This is a genomic window from Paraburkholderia sp. EG286B, assembly GCF_040965655.1.
Classification (GTDB): domain Bacteria; phylum Pseudomonadota; class Gammaproteobacteria; order Burkholderiales; family Burkholderiaceae; genus Paraburkholderia.
Genome location: NZ_JBFRCF010000024.1, coordinates 15,978 through 39,208, shown reverse-complemented (window position 1 = coordinate 39,208; position 23,231 = coordinate 15,978). Strand labels below are relative to the sequence as shown.

Below are 23,231 nucleotides of genomic sequence, written 5' to 3'. Positions count from 1 at the left end.
ACGGCATCCCTCCCTCCTGCAAGGCCGGCACGCGCAAGCCGCATTCGCGCGCTGTGCCGGCCTCTCTCCCTCGATCGTCGCCAATCGCCATCGACGCGTGCGTGTAATCGCCGCGTCGTGTCCCGCGTGACGCCGCCAAAGCGTCGCCTCCGCAGCACGAATCCCGCGAAATTAGCACGGATCAAGTCCCGCCAAATGCGTCGTCGAGTGTCGTTGACACGCACTACATGTAGTCAATAAGATCGCCTCGCCAACAATATCTAGTATTCAAAGGAGGGTTCACCGTGCCCCTTGCGCTTCCCGCCTCGATTGCCGGCCACGCCCCCGCGCTGCCAGGCGCGCCGGGCAAGACCCAGCAGGACAAGCCGTTGATCGAAGTCCGCTCTTCGATCGACGAGTATCTCGAGCAACAGGACTGGCGGGTCAACGCCAACGCCAATCAGGGTTATTCGCTCGGCGGCCTGATCCTGAACGTCTCGGGCAAGGTCATTGCCAACTACTGGCTCAGTCATGTGTACCCGGCGGCGGTTGGCCAGGCCCACCGCAATGCGGATCTGCATATTCACGACCTGGACATGCTCTCGGGATATTGCGCAGGCTGGTCGCTGCGCACGCTCCTCAACGAAGGCCTGAACGGTGTACCGGGAAAAGTCGAAGCCTCGCCGCCGAAACACATGTCGAGCGCCATTGGCCAGATCGTCAATTTTCTCGGCACGCTGCAAAACGAATGGGCGGGCGCGCAGGCGTTCAGTTCGTTCGACACGTACATGGCCCCCTTCGTGCGTCACGACGATCTGTCTTACGCGGAGGTTCGCCAATACATTCAGGAATTGATCTACAACCTCAATGTGCCTTCGCGCTGGGGTACGCAAACGCCCTTCACGAATCTCACATTCGACTGGGTTTGCCCTGAAGATCTACGCGAGCAGGTGCCGCTGATCGGCGGGCGAGAAATGTCCTTCACCTACGGCGATCTGCAGGCCGAGATGGACATGATCAATCAGGCGTATATCGAAGTCATGATGGCCGGCGACGCGAAAGGCCGCGCCTTCACGTTTCCGATTCCAACCTACAACATCACGCCCGATTTCGACTGGCACAGCCCGAATGCCGACCGCCTGTTCGAAATGACCGCCCGCTACGGACTGCCCCATTTCCAGAATTTCATCAATTCTGAACTCAAGCCGAACATGATCCGCTCGATGTGCTGCCGGCTGCAGCTGGATCTGCGCGAGCTGCTCAAACGCGGCAACGGCTTGTTCGGTTCCGCCGAACAGACCGGGTCCCTTGGCGTCGTCACCATCAACTGCGCGCGTCTGGGCCACCTCCATGCCGGCGACGAAGCCGGGCTGCTCCGGCGCCTCGACGAATTGCTCGAGCTCGGCAAGACGAGTCTCGAGATCAAGCGCGAAGTCATCCAGCACCACATGGACAACGGGCTGTTCCCGTACACGCGGCGTTACCTCGGCACGCTGCGCAACCACTTCTCCACGCTGGGCGTGAACGGCATCAACGAAATGATCCGCAATTTCACGTCCGACGAACACGATATCTCCAGCGAATGGGGACATGCCATGGCGATCCGCGTGCTCGATCATGTGCGCGCGCGCATGCTCGAGTATCAGGAGGAAACCGGCCACATGTACAACCTCGAAGCCACGCCGGCCGAAGGAACGACCTACCGCTTCGCCAAGGAAGATCGCAAACGCTTTCCGGGCATCTTGCAGGCCGGCACGCCGGATATGCCCTACTACACGAATTCGTCGCAGTTGCCCGTTGGCTTCACCGACGATCCGTTCGAAGCGCTGGAGCGCCAGGACGATCTACAGCGCAAATACACAGGCGGTACGGTATTGCACCTGTATATGACCGAGCCGCTTTCCTCGGCCAACGCGTGCCGGACACTGGTGCAACGCGCGCTGAACCGATTCTCGCTGCCCTATATCACCGTCACGCCCACCTTCTCGATTTGCCCGAAGCACGGCTACCTGGGCGGCAGCCACAGGTTTTGCCCACGTTGCGACGAAGAAATCCTTCAACGCAAGCTTTCTCAACTCGAACCCGCTGAGGTCTGAACCATGAGCACCGTACTCTCTCAATCCGCGAAGGCTAACCACGCTGGCGTCACGCTCTCCGACGAAGAGCGCCAGCCCTGCGAGATCTGGACCCGCGTCATGGGTTATCACCGGCCGGTCTCTTCGTTCAACACCGGCAAGAAGGGCGAATTCCACGAGCGCAAATATTTCAGCGAACGCGAGGCACGGCTTGCCCATTGAGATGAAATCGCGCGGGCCGGACTTCGGCCCGCAAGCACCCCGCTCGCTGCGCGTGGGCGGGGTGGTCCCTTTCACCGCAACCGATTATCCAGGCCAGATTGCGGCGGTCGTATTCGTGCAGGGATGCCCATGGCGCTGCGCGTATTGCCATAATCCGCATTTGCAGCCGCGCACCCGCAATGGTGCGCTCGAGTGGCAAGCCGTACTGAACCTGTTGACGCGCCGCGTGGGCTTGCTCGACGCCGTGGTCTTTAGCGGCGGCGAGCCGACAGGCGATCCGGCGCTCGGGCAGGCCATTCGCGATGTGAGAACGCTAGGTTTCAAGGTTGGCCTGCATACTGCCGGTACGCATCCGCGACGTCTCAAGGAAGTCTTGCCGCTGTTAGATTGGGTTGGACTGGACGTCAAGGCGGCGTTTGGCGACTATGGGAGCGTCACTTACGTGCCCTCAAGTGGAAAGCATGCGCTGGCCAGTCTTGAGGCCGTGCTGGCCAGTGGCGTGCAATACGAATGCCGAACCACGTTACATCCCGAGCTACTGCCAGAAAGCAAAATCCTGAGCCTTGCGCAAACACTTTCGGCCATGAACGTAACGAACTACGCGCTGCAGGTCTTTCGCACTCAAGGTTGTGACGACGACGGTTTGAACGCCGCATCGATGGCGGGCTATCCGGATCAGGAACTTGTCGGCAGGATAGCCGCACTGTTTCCCGCCTTCACGCTGCGCCGCGGATAAAGCGAATATGCAGACGGCCTCACCGTATCTTGGCGTGGAGCGCGCCGAGCGCCACTATGGAATCAAGCACGCGACTGATGACCTGCTCGGCTTCCTCGCGATCGAAGTCTTCATGGAAGCGCTTTTTCACACCACAGTCGGCCAGCTGAACGTGCTGATCGGGAGCGATGCCGTGTCGCTCCAGACACTTTTGCGCGCACGCCAGAGGACAGCCATCGATCACGACGATGGGCCGTCCCGATCCGGCAATCTTCAGCAGCGCAGGAACGTCGCCGCCCACGCCCGCGATGCAGGACATTTCCGCTGCGCCACGGCGATCGAGCTGCAGGGCGACATGATTGGCCATCTGCGCCGCGCTTGAACAGCCCGAGCAGGAGTACACGAGCGGCAACGCTTTTCTGTCAACAGTCATCGAAGACCTCGTTCGATACGGGTTCACATCCACGGACCTTTCATTTCGCGGACGCGTCGAAGCCAGCGTTCCGGTGCGAAGCGGCCGAGCGAAAAGTACGTCGCCAGATCCGTCGCATCCAGCGCGTTCTTCACCAGCAGGCCCAATTCGGTATCGCCCTCCATCGTCAGGCGGCGGCTGAAGAACAGCGTATCGGGATCTTCCTTGCGTTGCGCGAGCAGCATGAAATCGTGCGTGCTCGCACTGATCGTCAATGCGACTTCGCTCTGAGACCGCACGGCGGAGAAACGGCCCCCACGGCAAACGAAATCGAAAGCGATGCCGGCGTCTCTTGCCTCGATGCGCAGCGCGCGGCCGTCGAGCCGATCCAGCGTGTCGGCGGGCAGGTGCCGCGCCAGCACCGCATTGAGCGCGCCCGCGAACAACACGGAGCCGGGATAGGCCGGCAGCAGGGAAAGCGCCTTCTTCAATACCGAGGGCAGTTGATAGGTAGCGGAACTCATTGCGTATTTCTTTTAAGAGCGGAGAACGAATTCAAACGGCTGTCCGTTCCAGCCCAGGCAGGCCGTACCAGTAGCCGTCACAGGGCTGTCCGGCCATCAGGGGGAGCATGTTGGCAAGCGCGTCGCCTTTGTCCAGGCGGCCGTCTATCACGTCACGAAAGAAACCCGCGATTTCCACCGTGTGTTGCGACTGGGGGCTCAAACGCAATACGTCGACGTGCAGCGCACGTAACGCCTCCACTTCCTGAATCAGGTTGTACACGAGCGCCGATTGCGTCGAAATGCCATTCAGCACCAGGAACGGCTTGCCTTCCTGGGTTTCCATCATCAGGCCATCCGGATGATCCATGCAGACATACTGGCAATTGTCTTTAGGGAAGTTGCGATGCCGAGCCGAAAAGCATCGCGCTGAAAACGCAAGCGGCATGCGGCCATACGCAAACACCTCCGTTTGCATCGAGGGCGGCCGTTCCGCCTGCATCCGCGCGAGGCCGTCCTTCGCCATTTCCAGCGGCATCACCCAGCGCCGCGCCCCCAGTCCGGCCAGCAGGTCTCGAGTTGGCGGGTTGTACACGTTCAGCCAGGGCCCCGCGACGAACGGCGTATTTTCGATGCAATGCACCGCGCCCATGTCGTTAGCCTCGACGCTGTAGCGGCCATTGTGGGCAATTTCCCGCAGCGTCGTCATGTCTTTGCCCGACTCGAGAAGAATCTGCGTAGAGAGCACGACCTCCTTGCCGGCGTCGGCTAGCATGTCGGCAATATCGAGCCAGTCGTTGAATCGAAGTTCATGGCGCCGCGAGCAGATCACTTCGCCCAGGTACACCACGTCGACCGGCGCGTCCGTGACGGATTCATAGAATTGCATCATCGCTGTGCGCGACCAGTAATACTGGACCGGCCCCAAGGCAATCTTCACAGTGCCTACCCCCGAATGCTGAAAGAATGCGTCATTTCCGTCACTTCCACGGGCGGTGATATGCGCCCAGCGTGTGCTGCTGCCCCTCGGCGACCTTGTTGAGTTCCGCCATCCACGTGGGCTTCACGCTATATCGAGGTCCATTGACGAGGCACTGGTCGATGGCGTCGCGCCATACGCGGGTGACCTGTGCAACATAGGCGGGACTGCGTTGCCGGCCTTCGATCTTGATCGCGCGTACACCGATCTGCGCGAGGCGAGGCAATATCTCGAGCGTATTCAAACTGGTCGGCTCTTCGATCGTGTAGTAACGCTCGCCCGACACCTCGAAGCGCCCTTTGCACAACGTGGGATAGCCGGCGTTTTCGCCATCGGCGTAGCGGTCGATCAGCACGCCGTTCAGTCTGGATTCGAGACCTTGCGCCGTTTGCTGCCATCGCACCGATCTCGCGGGCGAGCACACCCCTTGCGTATTGGGCGATTCGCCGGTGGCATACGAGGAAAGCGCACAGCGCCCCTCCACCATCACGCACAGGCTGCCAAACCCGAATACTTCGATTTCCACTGGCGTTTTCTCGATGACCTGTTCGACCTGCGTCACGGACAGAACCCGCGGCAAAACCGCACGCACGACGCCGAAATGCTCGCGGTAGAAGTTGATTGCTTCGTAGTTGGTCGCGGACCCCTGCACGGACAGATGCAGACGCAATTGCGGATACCGCCCGGCGGCGTAGCGCATTAATCCCGCGTCGGCGACGATGATTGCGTCGATCGCGCATCGGGCGGCCTCGTCCACGGCTTCGCGCCACGCGGCCCAGCCCGTTGGCTGCGGATAGGTATTCAGGGCGAGGAAGACTTTTCGCCCCCTTGCGTGCGCGTACGCTATGCCCGCGCGAATCGCGTCCTTGTCGAAGTTCAGGCCGGCGAAGTTCCTGGCATTCGTCGCATCGCGAAAGCCGAGGTAGACGCAATCGGCGCCGTTGTCGACTGCGGCCTTGAGCGCCGGCAGACTGCCGGCCGGGCAGACCAGTTCCAGCGGCGGCGACCCATCGTGACTTGTGTTGGCCAGACTCATGGAAGATAACCGATCGAGGTTGTGAGAAGACGGGGGTCGAAATTCAGTCCGCAGAACACCAGCACGAGCAGCACGAGGCCTATCCTCAATGGCACTCGCAATGAAGACTGCATGCAGTCCAGCGCCGTGAGCGTCAGGCAGAGTTGCAGCAGTAGACCGTCGGGCCGAAACAGGAATGAATACATAAAACGTGCGCTGCGCAGCCGCCGGTACCGACGCATGAGTCAAATAAGTCAGCCGATCGCCGGACCGCCCACGCAGAGAGCGAATAAGTGGAGATCGACAGTCTGTAACCGCAGTGTCTTGATCGCCTTAATGTCTATCAAGAATATTGCCCCCATCGCACCCGGAACATGCGCCATCAACGGGGTTATTGCCAGAACGTGCCTGCTTTCAGGTAGTGTTATGTCATGGCGGCGCCTGCATCGGCACATCTCTTCAGGCTGGACTTAAAGAGGATTACTCATGAACTTTCCAGAACACGAAGTCAACCTCGACGTGCGCGGCCTTCCGCCGCCTGAACCGCTGGAGCGGGTGATGCACGCATTGGGCATGCTGGAGCCGGATCACCAGCTGCTAGTCGTGATCGATCGGGAACCGTTTCCCCTATATGGACTGCTCATCGAGAAGGGCTTCGAATTCATCGGTGAAAGGATCGCACCCAGGCATCATGAGGTCCGAGTCTGGCGCAGACACTAATGCGCCGCGCACTTTCGCTCGACAGTTCGCCCGCGCTTTCGGTACCGTTTCGGTTCTTCCTCAATGCCCCCGTTTTCGCGTTGCTGGCCGCCGGTCTCCTTGTGTGGGAGGGACCGGACGCGTTGGCATCGCGCTGGTCCCCGGTCTCGCTCGCGCTCACGCATCTGTTCACACTGGGCATTCTCACGAGCGTCATGGTGGGTGCGCTCATGCAGATCCTTCCCGTCGCGACCGGCGTTCGCGTTGCGGGAACCGGCGCGAGCGCGGTCGTCGTGCATACGCTGCTTACAGCAGGCACGCTGGCGCTCTCTTCCGCTTTCATGGCCGGCACGCGAGCGCTCTATGCCATCGCGCTGCTCTTGCTCGCAGCCGCGTTTGCCTGGCTCCTCGCGGCGTGCGCGATCGGCTTCTGGCGATATCACCACGAAGCGCGTAACGGTGTCGCGGACGTGCTGGGAGCGAGCCGGCTCGCGCTCGTCGCCTTGCTCGTGACCATCGCACTCGGCTTGCTACTGACGGGCGCGCAAGCCTTTGGCATGGCGCTGCCGATCGTCGCGCTCACCAACCTTCATGCCATGTGGGGTTTGTCGGGCTGGGTGGGTTTGCTCACCATCGGGATGGCATATCAGCTGATTCCGATGTTCGTCGTGACGGAGCCTTATCCGCGTGTTTTCGCCGTTGCGCTTGCACCTGGTGCGTTCGCGTTGCTCGCGCTGATTTCGCTCAGCGCCGCAATGATTCCCCGCATCGAAACACCGCTCGGTGCGCTTCTGCTCGTTGCCTTTGCCGCGTTCGCCGTTGTCACGCTCCGTCTGCTGTGGACACGCAAGCGTCCCGCCGCCGACGCCACCACACTGTTCTGGCGAATGGCCATGCTATGCCTTGCCGGATGCGGGCCGCTGTGGGCCATTCAGGTCAAAACGGGTAGTCCCGCCTGCGCCGTCGCGTTCGGCGTCTTGCTGCTCTTCGGGGTGGCGTGGTCGCTGGTCAACGGCATGCTCTACAAGATCGTCCCGTTTCTGCTCTGGTATCACGCTCAACGTACACTCACTGGCGCCGCCATGCGCTTCGCCCCTAAAGTCAAGGACATGATCCCGGACCGCGCGGCTTCAATGCAATTCCGGGCGCACCTGGTCGCCCTTGCGTTGTTGCTCGCGGCCAGTTTGAAGCCCATGGTCTTTGCGCGCGTGAGCGGCCTGGGTGTCGGCGTTTCAGCGGCGTGGCTTGGGCTGAACATGCTCGGCGCGGTCCGGATCTATCTGGGCGTAGCGCGCAAGGCTTCCTCAACGCAGATCCGTGCGTCCTGAGAGCTGGGCGCAGGTCGGGCCATCAAGGCCATGGTTCAACCCGGACGTCCGTCGATGCGTGGACGCGTCAGTGCGGGCCAATAGGCGATCGCATACAGCGCGAAACCGGCAGACCATAGCAACCCGGCGCACAACACCGCATGGACCGTCAGCGCTGGCACCACCATCGGCAGTGCCACCCGCACGAGCGCTGCGAGCGCAATCATGACGTAGCAGGCGATGTCGGCGCGGCCCGCACGCAACGGGCGGCCAGTATGCCCGCGCGCAGTGCGTGTCATCATGCCGATCACGAGTCCGCCGATAGCGCCTGCCGTCAAGGCATGCGTTGCCACTGAAGGGGCGATCATGCCCAGCGCCGCAAAGCTGCGTAACAGCAGATGCACGGGTATCCACAGGTACGCGAGGTGCAGTACCCAGACCAGCGGTACGCGCCAGGTCCTGAACGGCTGCCAAAGCCACCAGCGAGCCAGTTGCACACCCGCGCAACATGCGCACAGCAACGCCAGCGCGATGCCGCCGAGCTGGAACGCGTCCGCAGCCAGCAGCGCCAGCACCGAGCCCAGCGCGGCCTTCTCGAGCCAGGACCTGCGCATTGCCCTCGTGCCCGGCACGCCGTTGTTGGTGAACATCGGAATGACGCGCCCTCCCATCACGGACATGATGAAGAGGACTACATCGAGCCCGAGCTGAACACCGGCCCAGCCCGGCAGCCGCAGCACGCCCAGTTCGCCAAGGTGCACGACCAATTGCGCCAGCGCCAGCAGCACGAGCAGGCCGACGAAGAAATAGTTGCGGCGATTGCGCGACGCGAAGAACGGAACGCCCAACGCAACCGCGGCAGCGAGCGGAAAGGCCACGTTGACCATTGCCGCCGCCCAGCCCCAGGGCGTCAGCACCAGCACCCGGCCGGCAAGCCAAAGCGCGGCCAAGGCAGCGAGCGGCGGACCGGAAAGCGTTGGCCGGTTGCTCCAGTTGCGCCCGGCGGTCAGCAGGAAGCCCACGACCACGGCAAGCGTGAAGCCGAAGAGCATTTCATGCGCATGCCAGATCGGCCCGCGCAAATAGGCGCCCTTGAGAAAGCCGGCAAACTGCAGCGCCCAGAGTGCAATCGACACGGCGGCAAAACCGCTCGCGAACAGATAGAAGGGACGGAAACCCAGTCGCCAGAGTGCGAAGCCTTGCACGGCCACGGGTGTGCGCGGCGGCTCTTCGATCTTGAGAAATTGAACCACGGAAAACTCTCCCACATGAAGCCCGAGATGATTCGTTGCTTTAACGGCCGCGATACATGATGTCCCCTCGCACCGAAGCTGCATTTGCTGCCGCGCAACCCCCTGTGCCTGCGTTTCGTGCGATCGTCTGCAACAACCGGCGAACACGCGACGTGTATTCCTGAAGCGGTGTTAAGTATTTTCTTTATCCCGCTTGACGCGGGGTATACGGCTGCCGAAAGTATGATTCATCCTTTGCTCCGTGATGGATGCCATTCACTGCCACCGCCGGGCACAGCTGCATTCAGGCGATTGACGACATTGCAGCACTTCGGCGCAACAACGCCGTGATCCGTTGTCGCTGAGCTTTTTGTTCGGAGGAAAGCTGTTCATGCGGTTCCGGTTGCTCCTTCTCGCCGTGACGCTCTCCCTCGCCGCTTCGTGCGCACTGGCCGACACGCGCTATGTCGAAGTGCCGGGTGGATCATTCCGTAGTGCTATCAAACTAGCCGACGACACCCGTGACAAACGCGTCGTCGCACCGTTTCGCATGCGGGAAAGGCTCGTGACGAATGCGGATTTCCTCGCCTTTGTCAGCGGCGAACCGCGTTGGCGTCGCGACCGCGTCGCCGTCCTGTTTGCCACCCCCGGATATCTTTCGCACTGGTCCGGACCTTTGAATCCCGGCCCCGACGCTCCAGCCGATGAAGCCGTAACAGGGGTTAGCTGGTTTGCGGCGCGTGCCTACTGCGCATCGGAGCAGGCACGGCTGCCGCAGTGGATCGAATGGGAATACGCGGCAGCGGCAGACCCAAAGCTTCGCGACGCACGCCACGACTCCGACCGGCAAGCGCGGCTGCTCGCGAACCTGATGGCGACTTTCGGTTCGCCGCACATGACGCCCGTTCATCAACGCCCAAATGTCTATGGGCTGCACGGCATGCATGTGCTGACCGGCGAATGGGTGGACGACTATGCCGCGCCATTCGCGAACGCGGACTCGCGCAATTCAGGCGACAACAGCGAACTCCGGCTCTGTGGCGGCGCAGCGCTCGCGTTCCTCGACCGCAGCGACTACACGCTGATGATGCGCGTCGCTGCCCTCTCGGCACTGAAACCGGCCGACAGCAGTCGCAGCGTAGGTTTCCGCTGCGTCAAGGATATGAACATCGACGACAAGGGTGGATCATGAAGCGCTTCATTCTTTTGCTTTGCGCAATTCTTTTGAGTACGCCGGCGGCCTTCGCAGCCACGTCATCGCTCTCGCTGCCTGGAGATTCGCTGTACCAGACGTCGCTCACACTACAGGATCAGCAAGGGCGGCAATTCGACCTCGCGTCGATGCGCGGCCAGCCGGTCATCGTCAGCATGTTCTATACGGCGTGCTCGGCGGCTTGCCCCTTGACGATCGACACCATCGACCAGGTTCGCCGCGCGGCAAGCGCGCAGGATCGAGGCGTTCCTTCCGTGCTGCTGGTCAGCATCGATCCGCAACACGACGACGTCGTGAACCTCGCAGCGATGGCAAAGGCGCACGGGCTGGACGCGGCGTCCTGGCGCCTGACGCGCTCGACGGCGGGAGACTTGATGGCGTTTGCCGCGGCGCTCGGTGTCGCTTACCGGCAGCGCACGAACAGCGACTTCAGCCACAATGCCGTGATTGCGCTTCTGGACGAGAACGGACGTATCGTTGCGCGGACGTCGGTCATCGGCAAAGTCGACCCGGCGTTTGTTTCCGCAGTGCGTGCGCGCTCCACGGGTCACTAGGGCCGCTACGCGCGCGACGGCGCACGCGCGCTCGGTCATCCCTTCCTCAAACGCGCGACATCGGGAATGGTGATTTCCCGGCCCTTTATTTCAATCAGTTCCCGCACGCTCAGGTCACGCAAGATGCGCGAAAAATGCTCGGGCGTGATGTTGAGCCGCGAAGCGATCGTTCGCTTGCCCGTTTCGAGCCGCACTTGCTGCGCGCTCTCGCAGGTGTCGTCCACGAGATTCAGGAGATAGCCGACTACGCGCTGCGTTCCGGACTGGAGCGAGTACGCCTCCACGTCGCGCATCAGGTTGTGAAGACGCATGCTGAGACCAGCCAGCATCTTGCGTGCAAAGGCCGGATCCTGCTCGAGCTCCGATACGACCACCGACTTCTTCACATACAGGAGCAAGGTGTCGGCTAACGCCTGCGCGGACACGATATAGGGCTTGTCCATGAACATCAGCGCCTCCCCAAAGCCGTCGCCCGGCCCGACGAGACGAACGATCTTCTCCTCGCCGACGGGAGAGCTGAAACTCAGCTTGATCAGCCCATAGACGACCGTATGAAAACCCAGACAGGGATCGCCGCGGCGAAATATCGTCGCGCCGCGCGCCACCCGCAGCTCGGTGGTGCCCAGTGCCAGCACATCGAGTTCTTCCGCCGACATTTCATTGAACAGCGGCATCTTCGAAAGGAAGTCCTGGATGCGAATCTTGCCTACCCTCACCGGGCTACTCCGGCCAGTCGCAGCTTTGGATTGCAATTGGCTATCTGTTTCAGCCGCTGCTTTCGCCAATTGGGCGCACGTAGGGGAATCGGTAATCAAAGACATGGCAGTCGATCAATGCTTTGGGGTAACTTTTGTATTGTCGCGCGTGCGAGTGTGGCTATATTTGTCCGCCATCAAACAGCTATCCCTCACTTCGAACGGTATGCATGCACCTGCATGCGCTCTCACCGAAGCCCTCGCGCCAGTGCGGCCGTCATGCCAATGCTCAATTGAATCAACTCGCGGAAACATTGAGCCGTAGCATTTTCTCTGTGGTCGATGCAGCCATACTATCTATGCACCAACCTTTCATCCGGAAGCGATTCACCACATTGCGGCTGAAAGAAACTGCGCCTTTATCGCCAATCAACGTTAGAAAATCATTATGCGGCTTACAGGCTTCACCAAATATGGTCTGTTGGTGCTGGTCTACGCCACCGTTCACCGTGACGAACTCCTCACGGTCAACCAGATTTCCGTGGCATTCGGCATCTCACGCAATCATCTGACGAAGATCGTCCATACGCTCGGCAGGGCCGGCTATCTCCGCACGTCACGAGGCCGCGCGGGCGGCTTGCGCCTTGGCCGCCCTGCGGTGCTGATTACGGTAGGCGAAGTCGTGCGCACGATGGAGCAGGATTTCGACCTGGCCGAACGCTTCGGCACGGAGCACGGCACGAGCGCGACCACTGCGGCCTGCGGACTTCGTTCGACATTCTGGGCTGCCACGCGCGCGTATTTCGACGTGCTCGATCGCTGCACGCTCGCCGACCTCGCGTCCGACCAGGGCGAGTTGGCGCACCTTCTCATCGGCCGTCCAGTCAATCACTCGCCAATGCGGCAACCGTCGACGTGACGGGCGCTGATCACCGCTATCGTTCATAGCCTGATCAGCGCCGGTTCGAGGCAAAGAAAACTGCCTTTTCGTTATTTGATGTCCTTCCAGTACGCGGCGTTTAGCCGCCACGCCACGAAAGTCATGCCGCCCAGGAAGAGCAACACCCACACGCCGAGTTGCTTGCGTGTGCGCTGCTCCGGCTCGGACATCCAGCCGAGATAGGCCACCAGATCGGCCACGTCGGCATCGTAATCCGCCGGCGAGCGTTTTCCCTGTGTCACCTGCTGGTAACCCGTGAAGCGGTGGGCCTTTTCCCCGCTGTCCTTGTCGATCGTATCTTCGAACTTCGCGGTTCGAACGCCCTGCAACTGCCACAGCGCGTGCGGCATGCTCACATTTTCGTATACCAGATTGTTCCAGCCGGTGGGCCGCGTGTCGTCGCGGTAGAAACTGCGCAGGTACGTATAGAGCCAGTCGCTCCCGCGCGAACGTGCCTCCACCGAAAGATCCGGTGGCACGGCGCCGAACCAGTTTCTGGCATCGTCCGCTCGCATGGCGACGCTCATCGTGCTGCCCACCTTGTCGGCCGAAAACAGCAGATTATCTTCGATTTGCTTCTGCGGAATGCCGAGAACCTGCAACCGGCTGTAGCGCATCAAGTTCGCACTGTGGCAGTTCAGGCAATAGTTCACGAACAGCTGCGCACCATGCTGGAGCGAGGCAAGATCATTCGCCTTTTCGGGGGCGTGATCGAGCGCAATCGTCTCTTGTGCCGTCGCCGGCGCACCCGCAGCACCTAAAGCGAGTGCGAACATGGCCGAAGCAGCCACGCTACGCGTCAGTTTAGAAAGCAGTTTCCTTTTCATATTCATGTTCTCTTCGCTCGTTGGTCAATGGGACTTGAATCGCACGCGCTCGGGCGGCTGCTTGAAAGTGCCAAGCGGCGTCCAGAACGGCATGCCGAGGAAGAAAGCGAAATAGACGAGCGCACAGATCTGGGCGATCAGCGTGGCCGCCGGCGATGGCGGCTTCGTGCCGAGGAACGCGAGTGTCAGGAACGCCACCACGAAGATGCCGAGAAACACCTTGTGGAAGAACGGCCGGTAGCGGATCGACTTCACCGGCGAGCGGTCGAGCCACGGCAGGAAGAAGAGCGAGATCACCGCCGTGCCCATCACCACCACGCCCCAGAACTTCGACTCGGTGAAGTACATCGCGAGGATCACGAGCACTGCCAGCACCGGCAGCCCGGCGCGCCATTTGCCGCGGGCGCGCACGAGCGCGAGCAGCCCGAGCAGCGCGATCACGATCATCAGCACGATCTTGAACGGGTCGGTGGTGGCGCGCAGCATCGCGTAGAACGCCGTGAAGTACCAGACCGGCGCGATTTCGGGCGGTGTTTGCAGCGGGTTGGCCGGCACGAAGTTGTTCGCCTCGAGGAAGTAGCCGCCCATCTCCGGCGCGAAGAACACGATCGCCGCGAAGACAATCAGGAAGATGCACACGCCGAGGAAATCATGCACCGAGTAATACGGGTGGAACGGGATGCCGTCGAGCGGCACGCCATTCGCGTCCTTCTTCGCCTTGATCTCGATGCCGTCCGGATTGTTCGAGCCCACCTCGTGCAGCGCGATGATGTGCGCGACCACGAGCCCGATGAGCACGAGCGGAATGGCAACCACATGGAACGCGAAAAAGCGGGAGAGCGTAACGTCGGAGATAACGTAATCGCCGCGAATCCATAGCGAGAGGTCCGGGCCAACGAAGGGAATCGCCGAGAACAGGTTCACGATCACCTGGGTGCCCCAGAACGACATCTGGCCCCAAGGCAGCAGGTAGCCGAAGAACGCTTCGGCCATCAGGCACAGGAAGATCGCGCAGCCGAAGATCCACACGAGCTCGCGCGGCTTGCGGTACGAACCGTACAGCAGCCCGCGGAACATGTGCAGATAGACGACCACGAAGAACATCGAAGCGCCCGTGGAGTGCATGTAGCGGATGAGCCAGCCCCACGGCACCTCGCGCATGATGTACTCGACCGAGGCGAACGCGAGCGTCGCATCGGGCTTGTAGTTCATGGTGAGGAAAATGCCGGTGACGATCTGGTTCACCAGCACGAGCAGCGCGAGCGAGCCGAAGAAGTACCAGTAATTGAAATTCTTCGGCGCGTAATATTCGGAGAGATGGGTCTTCCACATTGCGGTCAATGGGAAGCGTTTGTCGACCCAGCCGAGGATTCCCTTCGTTTCGACTTCGTGTTCAGTGCGGCTCGCCATTTACGCTTCTCCTTTTTCGTCCTTGCCGATCACGAGCTGAGTGGCTGACGTGAACATGTAAGGCGGGATGTCGAGGTTCTGGGGCGCGGGCTTGTTCCTGAACACGCGGCCGGAGAGATCGTAGGTGGAGCCGTGGCACGGGCACAGGAAGCCGCCCGGCCAGTTCTCGGGCAGGTTCGGCTGCGGGCCCGACTGGAAGCGCGGCGTCGGCGTGCAGCCCAGATGCGTGCAGACGGCAACGGCCACGAAAATATTCTGATGCTCGGCGCGCGATCGAAACTCGTTCTTGCAGTATTCGGGCTCGGGCATCGAAAAGGGATTCTTCGACTGCGGGTCGGCGAGTTCGTTGTCGGCCTTCTGAATACCGGCGAGCATCTGATCGGTGCGGTTGAAGATCCATACGGGCTTGCCTCGCCATGCCACGGTCATCATCTCGCCAGGCTTGAGATTGGCGATGTCGACTTCAACCGGTGCGCCGGCCGCCTTCGCCTTTTCGGAAGGCGCAAACGAGCCAACGAAAGGCACGACCGCGGCTACTCCGCCGACGCCGCCTGCTACCGATGCCGCAATCAGCCACGTCCGGCGGCCGCTGTCGACACGTTCGTCTTGCTGGACTTGCATGACATTCCTCGTTTTTGAATTGTTTCTTTCAGGCCGCCTCCACGGCGGCGTGCCGACGCGAATGGCGCCCCTAGCGCAGCCCTGAGATGTAGTCGGCCACCGCCTTAATTTCGCTGTCCGAAAGACGCGATGCAATGGCATGCATCGGTGCGCTGTTGTCCCTCGCGCCCGCTCCCTGACTGAACGCAGTCAACTGGATCGCGGTATAGGCCGCCCATTGCCCCGAGAGGCGCGGATACAACGACGGAATCCCTTGGCCCGCGGGCCCGTGGCAAGCGGCGCACGCGGGCACGCCCTTTTCCGCAATACCGCCTCGATAGATGCGCTGCCCCAGCGCGAGCGTGTCCTTGTCATGCGCGTAGCCCGGCTGCGGGTTCTGGGCCGCGAGATACGCAGCGACATCCGCGATTTGCTGATCGGAGAGCATGCCGGCCATGCCCGCCATAATCGGGTTGTTGCGAGCTGGCTGGCCACCGCCGGGAGGCGCCTTGAAATCGCCTAGCTGCTTGACGATGTACCCGGCGTGCTGCCCCGCGAGCTTCGGCCAGGTTTCGGCGGCGCTGTTCCCGTCGGCGCCGTGGCACGCCGCGCATACCTGCGCCACGACGGCCTGGCCTCGGCTGGCATCGGGCGCATCGACTTGCGCCGCGTGCGCAAGCACTGCCCAACCCGAAAGACTCATGGCCACTTGAAGACTCACCCAAAGCTTGTGCATTCGATTCATTCGCACGTCCTGTCCTGTTTTGTAAGGGCGAGAGGTTCCGCCGGGCGCGCCAGTGGCGCAGTGTTTGCGCCCCGGATGGTCGCGCCTTCGGGAACTTCCAGTTTGATCGGAATGTAATGTCCGTTCTTGCCGACCGGAGTCAGAGGCAGCGCTTCCCTTTCGCGCCGCTTTCTCTCCTTCGCGAGAGGCGGGCAGCTGTGCTCGTCGTAATACATCACCATGCAATCGAGGCAGAGCATGCATTCCATCTGGTCGATCCGCCCTGTGTCGTCGATCGCGAGGGAACCGCAGCCCACTGCGCAAGCGTGGCAGGTCGTGCATTCGGGCTTGCGCCGCAACTTGAGCAAGCGCAGGCGCCCAGGCAGTGCGAGACTGGCCCCTAGCGGGCACAGATACTTGCAGAATGGCCGCTCGATAAAGATCGATGCACCGACGACGACAGTCCAGAACAACATGAACGGCCACGCGCGGTTGAGTACGCCAACGAGGAAGGTCGTCTTGAACGGCTCGATCTCGGCGAGCTTTTCGGCCCACGGCATCGAGAAGAACGACACGGCGAGTAAAACCGCAAACACTGCGTACTTGAGTTTGCGCAGCCGGTTGTGCCAGCGCATCGGCAACTGGCGTTGCAGCTTCTTCAATCCCACTGCGCGCGCGAGCTTGTAAAGCATCTCGGACATCGACCCGAACGGGCACATCCATCCGCAAAACAAGCCGCGTCCCCAGACGATCACGGTGATCGCGATCACGATCCAGAAGACGAAGATGAACGGATCGGAAAGGAAGAGCGAGAGATTCCAGTCGCCAAACAGTGAATGGATGAACGTCAGCACCTGCGTGATGGATGGCTGCGCCATCTCATGCCAGCCTGCGAAACCCACCGCAATCAGCCAGCTCGCTGTTTTCGGCCACGAGACCCAGCGCTTGTTCGCGCGCTTCGCCTCGCGCACCCAGCGGTCGCGCGTCGCGAAGAACAGCATGACGGCAAGGGCCCAGCCAACGAAAAGGCCAATCTCGACCTTCTTCCCGTTCCATGCGTTCCACCAGGCCGGCTTCTCCTCCTGAACCTTCGGCCTGCCGCCGTCAAGAAAGCGCGCCGGCAGCCAGTACGGCGAGTTGAACGCCGAAAAGCGCTTCGCGCCGGATTGCTTGTCGATGGTGTGGCCGAGGAACACGAATTTCCACGGATAGGCGGCACTGAAACTCGTGCTGCGGATGATGAAGATACCGGTCTCGTTGAAGGCGGGTGCGCCCGCCGCCTGCAACGAATAGAGGTTCAGATAGTCGGAGTCCTTGAACGTGAACGCGTTGATCCCCTGTCTGACCTGAATGCGGTCATAAATCCCGCCACGCACGAAGCCCGAGCCCTTGAACGACTCCGTGCCGTTCGCCACGATGAAAAGCGCGTGCTCGCCGGGCTTGAGCCGGTTCATGAGTTGCGCGTAATCGTAGTCGCCAAGAATGCTCTTGCCGATTGCCGGCGCGTTCAGGTAGCCATAGTAAAGATCGAGATAGGGCGCGCCGCTCTCCGCTGCGCCAACGTCGCTCGCGTGGATCACGAGGTGCTGCACAGCGCCCATGTCCACGAGCGCGGGCCATCCATAGCGCGCCTCGGCGGCCAGCAGTTTTGCCTGCGGCAAGAAGGCTTCCTTCACGATACCGACCTGGCTCGCAATCGCAACCGCGCAACGCGCGATCAACTGGTTCTCCGCGATGGCGGTCACGGTCGCGCCCGAGATGGCATCGAGGTTCGCCGCACCCGCGCTACCTTGCCCGATCTCGAAGCGCGAACCGGCGAACCGGCCGACGTATTGCCGCAAGAAGGCGAGCAGCTTGCTTTCGGGTATGCCCACGAGCAGGATCGGCTCGCTGTGCTTGAGCACCCTGACGCCGGTAATCACGCCTTTTGTGTCCATCCCGATCAGCGTGACGATAGGCTTGCCGGAGTAGCCCTGTATGTCGACGATATCGGTCGAGAGAAATACGTAGCCCCTGAGTACGCGCGCGTGGCCGTCGTTCGCATAGGCCTCGACGTATGGCGGGCTGCCCTTGCGCGCCGAGAATTCTGTTGCGCCTGGTATCACGCCCGCGCAGTCGGTCCACTTGCACATCTCCGGACGGCTGAACAGTTCGTCCGGCAACTCCTGCTCGTAGATCGAAGCAAAGGCCGGGTGGGTGAATGCAAACAGCAGTGCGAAGAGTGGCGCGAACAGCAAGATCCGGAACGAGACTTTCATTTTTGTCGCTTTGTGGGAGCCGCCTGGAATGAAGCGGCATCGACGCGATTAGTTATCCGAAACGCGTCGCGATAGCGAAGCTATCCCGACGCCGCGCCGCTCGCCTGACCCCGGCCGGCGCGGCGTCGTCTCGCTCATGTCACTGAATCTTCGACACCATGAAGTCGACTGCCGCCTTCACCTCGTCGTCCTTCAGGCTCGGACTGCCGCCACGCGCCGGCATCATCCCGTTGTTACCGGTAAAGCCGTCCAGCGCGTGCTTGTACAACGCCGGCTTGCCCTTCGCGATGCGCGGCGCCCAGTCGGTCTTGTTGCCGAGAATCGGGGCGCCGCCCGCGCCCGTCTGGTGACACATGAAGCAGACGCTCTTGAACACGTTCTCGCCGCCAGGATTCGGCGCCGCGGCCGGTGCGGCACTCACCGCCACCTTGACGAAGCCCGACGAAGCCGACACGCCTGGGTCCATCGCCACCACGCCGATGGGCGCAATCGACTTCGGCGTCGCGCTGCCCACTTGCGAAGCGGCACCACTCTTGTCACATGCTGCAAGGCCAAGCACGAGGGCGAAGCCAATGGCTGCGATCACGGTATTACGGGTTTTCATGGTCTTTCCTTATTGAGGGGGTTCAGGATTCGTCGCTCGTGGCTTCCGACAAGTCGCGCGAAAACGAGGCGTCAAAGCCCAGCAACGGCTGGGCGAGCAGCCGGGCGATCAGCCTGCGCACGTTGTGCCACGGCGCTACACCGACTTCGCTGACCGGATCGTCGACGGTCCGGCCATCCGGCGTATGGAGATGGTTCGGAAAAGTGCCGAGCGTGGGGTGCACGGGCGCGGTATCGATACCCATCGCCACTTCGCCCCAGCGCCAGTTCATCGCGTACTCGCTCGGGTCTGCAATACGCAGCGTCAGCTCGACGCCATTGGTCAAACCCAATTCGAGCGCATCGCGGCACAGCGTGACCGAGGCCAGTTGCGTGGCGTCGAACGCTGCTTCGATATGCTCCTTCAATTCGATGTGCAGCATGGTCAAACTCCCGTGGCCAGCAGTTCGCGCAACTGTTCGCGGATGACTTCGCGCGTATTCGCGAGCGTCTTCGCACCGAAGTAGTGCTCGTAGGCCGAATGCGCTTCCACCCTGCCCTCCGCGATCAGCGCCAGCAGCGCTTTCTCGTCGTCGGCGCGGTATCTGGCGAGGATGAGCTTGCGGTCCTCGCGCAGGTCGTAGAGCATGCGGCTCAGGGCATCGATTTGCTGGGCCGCTTCCGAGGGAACGTTTTGAAAAAAGTGTGTCATCCCTGTTTCCTTACATGTTCTGGTCCTTGATCACGCCGCCGTCGGTCGTCGCCATATCGCTCGTGATCTGGTTGAAGTGATAGAGCCGTCCGCCTTCGGACTTCGCGAACTGCGTGGCATCGCTTTCCGTGGCGAACGAAACGAAGGTCTGACCCATCGCGCCATGCTTCCTGGAGCCGATCACGTAGATCGCCTGCGTCGCGTCGATCCAGTGGCCCTCCGGGTGCCGCCAGTCGGCCGCGCCCATGTCCTGCACGTACATCGCGCTAACCTTGCGATCGTGTTCGGGGCGCAGATAGACCGAAAATAGCCCGAGCGTGTCGCAGAAGAAGTCGGTGTGACCGTCCGCAAAGAGCATCTGCGCCTTCGGCCCCGGGTATTCCTTGAGGCTCATGCCGTCGAGCACGCTCACCGTCGAATCGCTGATTTCATGCGGCGCGGGCAGCGCACGCGAATCGTTCCGGCAACCCGTTGCGAGCACGACGGTGAGCACGGTGACCGCCATCGCGGCGATCGTCTTGAGGGAGTGGCGGTTCATCGATTGAATCTCCAGGCAGCGAGCCCGAGCGGCGCCGCGATCCAGGCGAGCATCACGGGGCCGAGAAAGAGCGGAACAGCAAGCGTGGCGGGAAACACGCTCACGAGGCCATACATCGTGCGCAGGTCTCCCGGGCCGAAGATGTTCAGAATGCGAAAGACGTCGGACGGGTTGAGCATGAGCAGCAGCGGAAACAGCGGGCCGAGCGCGGCGCCGCCCGTGAGCACCAGCGCGCCGAGCAGCAGCAGGTCGTACACGAGCACGAAGAAGAACCACAGCGCGATCGCCACGCCGCTCGCCGACGTGCGGCTTGCGCAAAACACCGACGTGCAGACCGCGAGGCTCAGGAAGACGCAGCCGAGCAGCACTGCGCTGACGACGAAGCCCGCGTATTGAAACCAGTCGGCGGCCGGCGCACGCACGGCGATCACGATGCCGGCGAGACCGAAGCCCGCGAGCGTCGCGCAGGATAGCGCCGCGGCGAGCCCCACGTACTTGCCCAGCAGCAGTTCGACGCGCGTGACCGGATACGACAACAACAGATTCAACGTGCCCCGCTCGCGCTCGCCGACGATCGCGTCGAATCCGAGTATCAGCGCGATCAGCGGAAGCAGATAGATCGTGAGGCTGACGAGACTGGCGATCAGCGCTTCGACGCCGTGAAAGCCAACGGCGCCCTGCGTGGCCGCGCCGAAGTACGAGGTCGCGAGCGTGAACACGCCGAACACGAGCGACACGGCGAGCACCCAGCGGTTGCGAATGCGGTCGCGAAACTCCTTGCCGGCAATCACGCGAATCTGTGTCCACGAAGAGCAAATGGCGAGGCTCATGTGTTCATCTCCGTGCAGCCGAGAAACACGTCTTCGAGCGACGGCTCGTGAATCTGTAGATCCGCAATCCGGCCAGACAGCGGCGCCAATGCTGCAATGGCCGCCATCTTCGCCTCGCGCGGGCACTCGAATGCGATGTGACGCCCGCCAATCGTCAGTTGACCAAACGGTGCCCGGCGCAATGCTTCAGCGATCGCGTGCGTGTCGTCCGAAAGCGCGACGACTTCGATGGAAAGCGGCAGGTTCGCTTCGCCGCGCAACGCGGACACACTGCCCGCCGCGCGGATGCGCCCGGCCTGCAGTATCGCGAGACGATCCACGCGCTGCTGGATTTCGGCAAGGATGTGCGAGGTGATGACGATGGTCGTGCCCGCGTCCTGATGAGTCTTCAGCGTTCGATAGAACTCGCGGATGCCTTCCGGATCGAGGCCGTTCGTCGGCTCGTCGAGAAACAGCAACGCCGGATCTCCCAGCAGCGCCTGCGCGAAACCGAGCCGTTGCTTCATCCCTTTCGAATATTCGCGGACCTTGCGCTCGGCCGCACCGGCGAGACCCACCTGTTCGAGCAGCGGCATGCACCCGGCCGCATCGGCGCCCTTCAGCCGCGCGAAAAAGCGCAACGTCTCGAGCCCGCTCAGGTTGTCGTAGAGCACGACGTTCTCCGGCAGGTACCCGAGCCTGCGCTTGACAGCACGAAAGCGCGGACCGCCGGCGCATTCGCCGTCGACCTGCACACGCCCCTCGTCCGCCGAAAGAAGACCGAGCATGAGCTGGAACAGCGTGCTCTTGCCCGCGCCGTTGCGGCCAATCAGCCCGAACAGTTCGCCCTTGCGCACCGTCAGGTCGACACCGTCCAGCGCACGCAGCGCACCGAACGTCTTGGCCACGCCCGTAATTTCAATCATGCTGCCTCCCGACCCAGCTTGCCCACCCTGGGTGCGAAGGCTTCATGCGCGGCGCGTCGTCGACGACACTCGGCACGGCCACCAGCGGAAACTGCTGCGATATCAGGCGCAGCGACTGCACCGCGGGGCTGTTCATGAGCACCTTCACTGCGGGCACACGCCAGGTGAGCCGGTCGACGAGATCGTTCGCTGTGTAGGGAATGTCGCCGATGCCCCGGCCGCGCTTGTCCCAGCCGAAATAATTGCTCCAGTAGTTGCCGGGCCAGGCGACGTCGCGCGCGGCAACGTAGCGGATCTGTTCCCGGTTGCCGGCAAAGTCGTTGCCGTTCACGTCGTTATGGATCGAACCGCCCCACAGATGCACGCCGACGTTGTTGTCCACCACGAGGTTGCCGCGGATCGTGTTGTATTCGGCGTCGTAGATGAACAGGCCGCGCTGGTTGCCGGCCACCACGTTGTTTTCGACCACCGAGTCCTGCAGCGTGCGCAGCATGATGCCGTGGTCCGTATTGCCCCACACCCGGTTGTTCTTCACGACCTGGTTGCGCGACTCCATGATCGCGAGGCCACCGCGGTTGTGATAGACCTCGTTGCCGTCCCAGACGTTGTAGTACGAGTTCATGTAATGCGTTCCGTAGCGGACGTCGTGGATCGAGTTGCCCTTGAAGAGCGCGTGCTGCGATACGTCGACGTAAATACCGTCACGCGAATAGCTGATGGTGTTGCCCACGATCTGCGCGCCCGTCGTGTTGTAGAGCTGGATACCGTTGCCCCGATCGGGCGAGCGCAGGTCGCGCTTGCCGACGATCACGTTGTCGTGCACGCGCACGTCGGCGGAGTGCTCTATCCACATGCCGAACAGGTTGTAGACGAGTTCGCAGCGATCGATCTCAGCGCGGTCCGAGCCGGGCTGCACGTAGACGCCCGCGTTCTGTGCCGTCAGGTCCGCACCGCTATTGACGATCGCAAGACCGCTGATCGTCACGTCTGGCGCAGCGATGCGAATGACGTCGCCCGTGTTGCGTCCATCGATCATCGGCCGGCCTATGCCGCGCAGCGTGAGACGCTTATCGATCTTGAGGTTCTCCTCGTAGCGGCCGCCGTAGACCACGACCGTGTCGCCCGGCCGGGCCGCGTCGATCGCCGAAGCCACCATCTCGCCGGGATGCACGGTGAGCGTGGCGGCAGCGACCGTGCGCACCAGCAGCATGGCAAGCGCAGGCACCGCAACAAGTGGGAACTCCAGCATTCTGGACTGCCAGCGATAGAGGTTTTTCGAGGTTCGAACGAGAGCCGCGCGGCGAA

At 61.9% G+C, this 23,231-nt stretch carries 25 protein-coding genes and 1 pseudogene; 8 read left to right on the top strand and 18 right to left on the bottom strand.

The window, feature by feature from the left end; translation table 11 throughout:
- Window positions 1-329 precede the first annotated feature (329 nt).
- The 3 genes from AB4Y42_RS35635 to AB4Y42_RS35625 are packed head-to-tail and all read left to right on the top strand — an operon-like array spanning window position 330 to window position 3,012.
- On the top strand, window positions 330-2,075 hold the full coding sequence (locus tag AB4Y42_RS35635) for a ribonucleoside triphosphate reductase (RefSeq protein WP_368696848.1): 1,746 nt from the start codon (window positions 330-332) through the stop codon (window positions 2,073-2,075).
- Window positions 2,076-2,078: 3 nt separating this feature from the next.
- The gene (nrdD, locus tag AB4Y42_RS35630) at window positions 2,079-2,276 is read left to right on the top strand and encodes an anaerobic ribonucleoside-triphosphate reductase (RefSeq protein WP_368696801.1); all 198 of its coding nucleotides are present in this window, start codon (window positions 2,079-2,081) and stop codon (window positions 2,274-2,276) included.
- 1 nt (window position 2,277) lies between these two features.
- A complete protein-coding gene (locus tag AB4Y42_RS35625) occupies window positions 2,278-3,012 on the top strand; it encodes an anaerobic ribonucleoside-triphosphate reductase activating protein (protein WP_368696847.1) in 735 nt (244 codons plus the stop codon).
- A 19-nt stretch (window positions 3,013-3,031) separates the two neighbouring features.
- On the opposite strand, the gene AB4Y42_RS35620 is transcribed toward AB4Y42_RS35625, so the two are convergent.
- From AB4Y42_RS35620 to AB4Y42_RS35605, 4 genes are read right to left on the bottom strand one after another with little or no spacing between them, the layout of a single operon-like run.
- Window positions 3,032-3,424: a putative zinc-binding protein gene (locus tag AB4Y42_RS35620; RefSeq protein WP_368696846.1), complete on the bottom strand. Its 393-nt coding sequence runs from the start codon at window positions 3,422-3,424 to the stop codon at window positions 3,032-3,034.
- Between the two features lie 23 nt (window positions 3,425-3,447).
- Window positions 3,448-3,927, bottom strand: a complete 480-nt coding sequence (locus AB4Y42_RS35615; protein ID WP_368696800.1) for an SCP2 domain-containing protein — start codon at window positions 3,925-3,927, stop codon at window positions 3,448-3,450.
- Window positions 3,928-3,958: 31 nt separating this feature from the next.
- On the bottom strand, window positions 3,959-4,846 hold the full coding sequence (locus AB4Y42_RS35610; protein ID WP_368696799.1) for a U32 family peptidase: 888 nt from the start codon (window positions 4,844-4,846) through the stop codon (window positions 3,959-3,961).
- A 40-nt stretch (window positions 4,847-4,886) separates the two neighbouring features.
- Window positions 4,887-5,915, bottom strand: coding sequence for a peptidase U32 family protein (locus AB4Y42_RS35605; RefSeq protein ID WP_368696845.1), 1,029 nt, complete (start codon window positions 5,913-5,915; stop codon window positions 4,887-4,889).
- Between the two features lie 471 nt (window positions 5,916-6,386).
- Here AB4Y42_RS35605 and AB4Y42_RS35600 point away from each other — a divergent pair, with 471 nt between their 5' ends.
- Together AB4Y42_RS35600 and AB4Y42_RS35595 are read left to right on the top strand one after the other, a co-directional pair.
- Complete coding sequence (locus tag AB4Y42_RS35600) at window positions 6,387-6,620, top strand: DUF2249 domain-containing protein (protein WP_368696798.1); 234 nt, start codon at window positions 6,387-6,389, stop codon at window positions 6,618-6,620.
- Window positions 6,620-7,927: a hypothetical protein gene (locus tag AB4Y42_RS35595; protein ID WP_368696797.1), complete on the top strand. Its 1,308-nt coding sequence runs from the start codon at window positions 6,620-6,622 to the stop codon at window positions 7,925-7,927. Before AB4Y42_RS35600 ends, AB4Y42_RS35595 begins: the two co-directional genes overlap by 1 nt.
- 35 nt (window positions 7,928-7,962) lie before the next feature.
- Here AB4Y42_RS35595 and AB4Y42_RS35590 read toward each other — a convergent pair whose 3' ends face one another.
- Window positions 7,963-9,159: an NnrS family protein gene (locus AB4Y42_RS35590; RefSeq protein WP_368696796.1), complete on the bottom strand. Its 1,197-nt coding sequence runs from the start codon at window positions 9,157-9,159 to the stop codon at window positions 7,963-7,965.
- A 334-nt stretch (window positions 9,160-9,493) separates the two neighbouring features.
- On the opposite strand from AB4Y42_RS35590, the gene AB4Y42_RS35585 reads away from it, so the two are divergent.
- Both AB4Y42_RS35585 and AB4Y42_RS35580 read left to right on the top strand, forming a co-directional pair.
- Window positions 9,494-10,330, top strand: a complete 837-nt coding sequence (locus AB4Y42_RS35585; protein WP_368696795.1) for a formylglycine-generating enzyme family protein — start codon at window positions 9,494-9,496, stop codon at window positions 10,328-10,330.
- Window positions 10,327-10,905 carry an SCO family protein gene (locus AB4Y42_RS35580; protein ID WP_368696794.1) on the top strand — a complete coding sequence of 193 codons (579 nt, stop codon included), beginning with the start codon at window positions 10,327-10,329 and terminating at the stop codon, window positions 10,903-10,905. The genes AB4Y42_RS35585 and AB4Y42_RS35580 overlap by 4 nt, the downstream gene beginning before the upstream one ends.
- 35 nt (window positions 10,906-10,940) lie before the next feature.
- Here the strand turns inward: AB4Y42_RS35580 and AB4Y42_RS35575 are convergent, their stop codons facing one another.
- Entirely contained in the window at window positions 10,941-11,621 is a 681-nt protein-coding gene (locus tag AB4Y42_RS35575; protein ID WP_368696844.1) for a Crp/Fnr family transcriptional regulator, read from the bottom strand.
- A 427-nt stretch (window positions 11,622-12,048) separates the two neighbouring features.
- On the opposite strand from AB4Y42_RS35575, the gene AB4Y42_RS35570 reads away from it, so the two are divergent.
- Window positions 12,049-12,519 carry an Rrf2 family transcriptional regulator gene (locus AB4Y42_RS35570; RefSeq protein ID WP_368696793.1) on the top strand — a complete coding sequence of 157 codons (471 nt, stop codon included), beginning with the start codon at window positions 12,049-12,051 and terminating at the stop codon, window positions 12,517-12,519.
- A 71-nt stretch (window positions 12,520-12,590) separates the two neighbouring features.
- On the opposite strand, the gene AB4Y42_RS35565 is transcribed toward AB4Y42_RS35570, so the two are convergent.
- The 12 genes and pseudogenes from AB4Y42_RS35565 to AB4Y42_RS35510 all read right to left on the bottom strand — a co-directional run bounded on the left by AB4Y42_RS35565 (window position 12,591) and on the right by AB4Y42_RS35510 (window position 23,136).
- Window positions 12,591-13,316 carry a cytochrome c1 gene (locus AB4Y42_RS35565; protein WP_368696843.1) on the bottom strand — a complete coding sequence of 242 codons (726 nt, stop codon included), beginning with the start codon at window positions 13,314-13,316 and terminating at the stop codon, window positions 12,591-12,593.
- Window positions 13,317-13,391: 75 nt separating this feature from the next.
- Window positions 13,392-14,777 carry a cytochrome bc complex cytochrome b subunit gene (locus tag AB4Y42_RS35560; RefSeq protein WP_368696792.1) on the bottom strand — a complete coding sequence of 462 codons (1,386 nt, stop codon included), beginning with the start codon at window positions 14,775-14,777 and terminating at the stop codon, window positions 13,392-13,394.
- Entirely contained in the window at window positions 14,778-15,398 is a 621-nt protein-coding gene (petA, locus tag AB4Y42_RS35555) for a ubiquinol-cytochrome c reductase iron-sulfur subunit (protein WP_368696791.1), read from the bottom strand. It abuts the gene before it with no gap.
- Window positions 15,399-15,468: 70 nt separating this feature from the next.
- Entirely contained in the window at window positions 15,469-16,122 is a 654-nt protein-coding gene (locus AB4Y42_RS35550) for a cytochrome c (RefSeq protein ID WP_368696790.1), read from the bottom strand.
- A 101-nt stretch (window positions 16,123-16,223) separates the two neighbouring features.
- A pseudogene (locus tag AB4Y42_RS35545) lies at window positions 16,224-18,359 on the bottom strand (4Fe-4S binding protein); the annotation flags it as partial.
- Window positions 18,360-18,498: 139 nt separating this feature from the next.
- Window positions 18,499-18,963: a cytochrome c5 family protein gene (locus tag AB4Y42_RS35540; protein WP_368696789.1), complete on the bottom strand. Its 465-nt coding sequence runs from the start codon at window positions 18,961-18,963 to the stop codon at window positions 18,499-18,501.
- Window positions 18,964-18,985: 22 nt separating this feature from the next.
- Window positions 18,986-19,384 (bottom strand): hypothetical protein, encoded by a 399-nt coding sequence (locus tag AB4Y42_RS35535; protein WP_368696788.1) that lies wholly within the window; start codon window positions 19,382-19,384, stop codon window positions 18,986-18,988.
- A gap of 2 nt (window positions 19,385-19,386) precedes the next feature.
- The gene (locus AB4Y42_RS35530; RefSeq protein WP_368696787.1) at window positions 19,387-19,653 is read right to left on the bottom strand and encodes a hypothetical protein; all 267 of its coding nucleotides are present in this window, start codon (window positions 19,651-19,653) and stop codon (window positions 19,387-19,389) included.
- Between the two features lie 10 nt (window positions 19,654-19,663).
- Window positions 19,664-20,191 (bottom strand): nitrous oxide reductase accessory protein NosL, encoded by a 528-nt coding sequence (locus AB4Y42_RS35525; RefSeq protein ID WP_368696786.1) that lies wholly within the window; start codon window positions 20,189-20,191, stop codon window positions 19,664-19,666.
- Window positions 20,188-21,021 carry an ABC transporter permease gene (locus AB4Y42_RS35520; protein ID WP_368696785.1) on the bottom strand — a complete coding sequence of 278 codons (834 nt, stop codon included), beginning with the start codon at window positions 21,019-21,021 and terminating at the stop codon, window positions 20,188-20,190. Before AB4Y42_RS35520 ends, AB4Y42_RS35525 begins: the two co-directional genes overlap by 4 nt.
- Window positions 21,018-21,926, bottom strand: coding sequence for an ABC transporter ATP-binding protein (locus tag AB4Y42_RS35515; protein WP_368696784.1), 909 nt, complete (start codon window positions 21,924-21,926; stop codon window positions 21,018-21,020). The genes AB4Y42_RS35520 and AB4Y42_RS35515 overlap by 4 nt, the downstream gene beginning before the upstream one ends.
- Window positions 21,919-23,136, bottom strand: coding sequence for a nitrous oxide reductase family maturation protein NosD (locus AB4Y42_RS35510; RefSeq protein WP_368696842.1), 1,218 nt, complete (start codon window positions 23,134-23,136; stop codon window positions 21,919-21,921). Before AB4Y42_RS35510 ends, AB4Y42_RS35515 begins: the two co-directional genes overlap by 8 nt.
- Window positions 23,137-23,231: the final 95 nt, after the last annotated feature.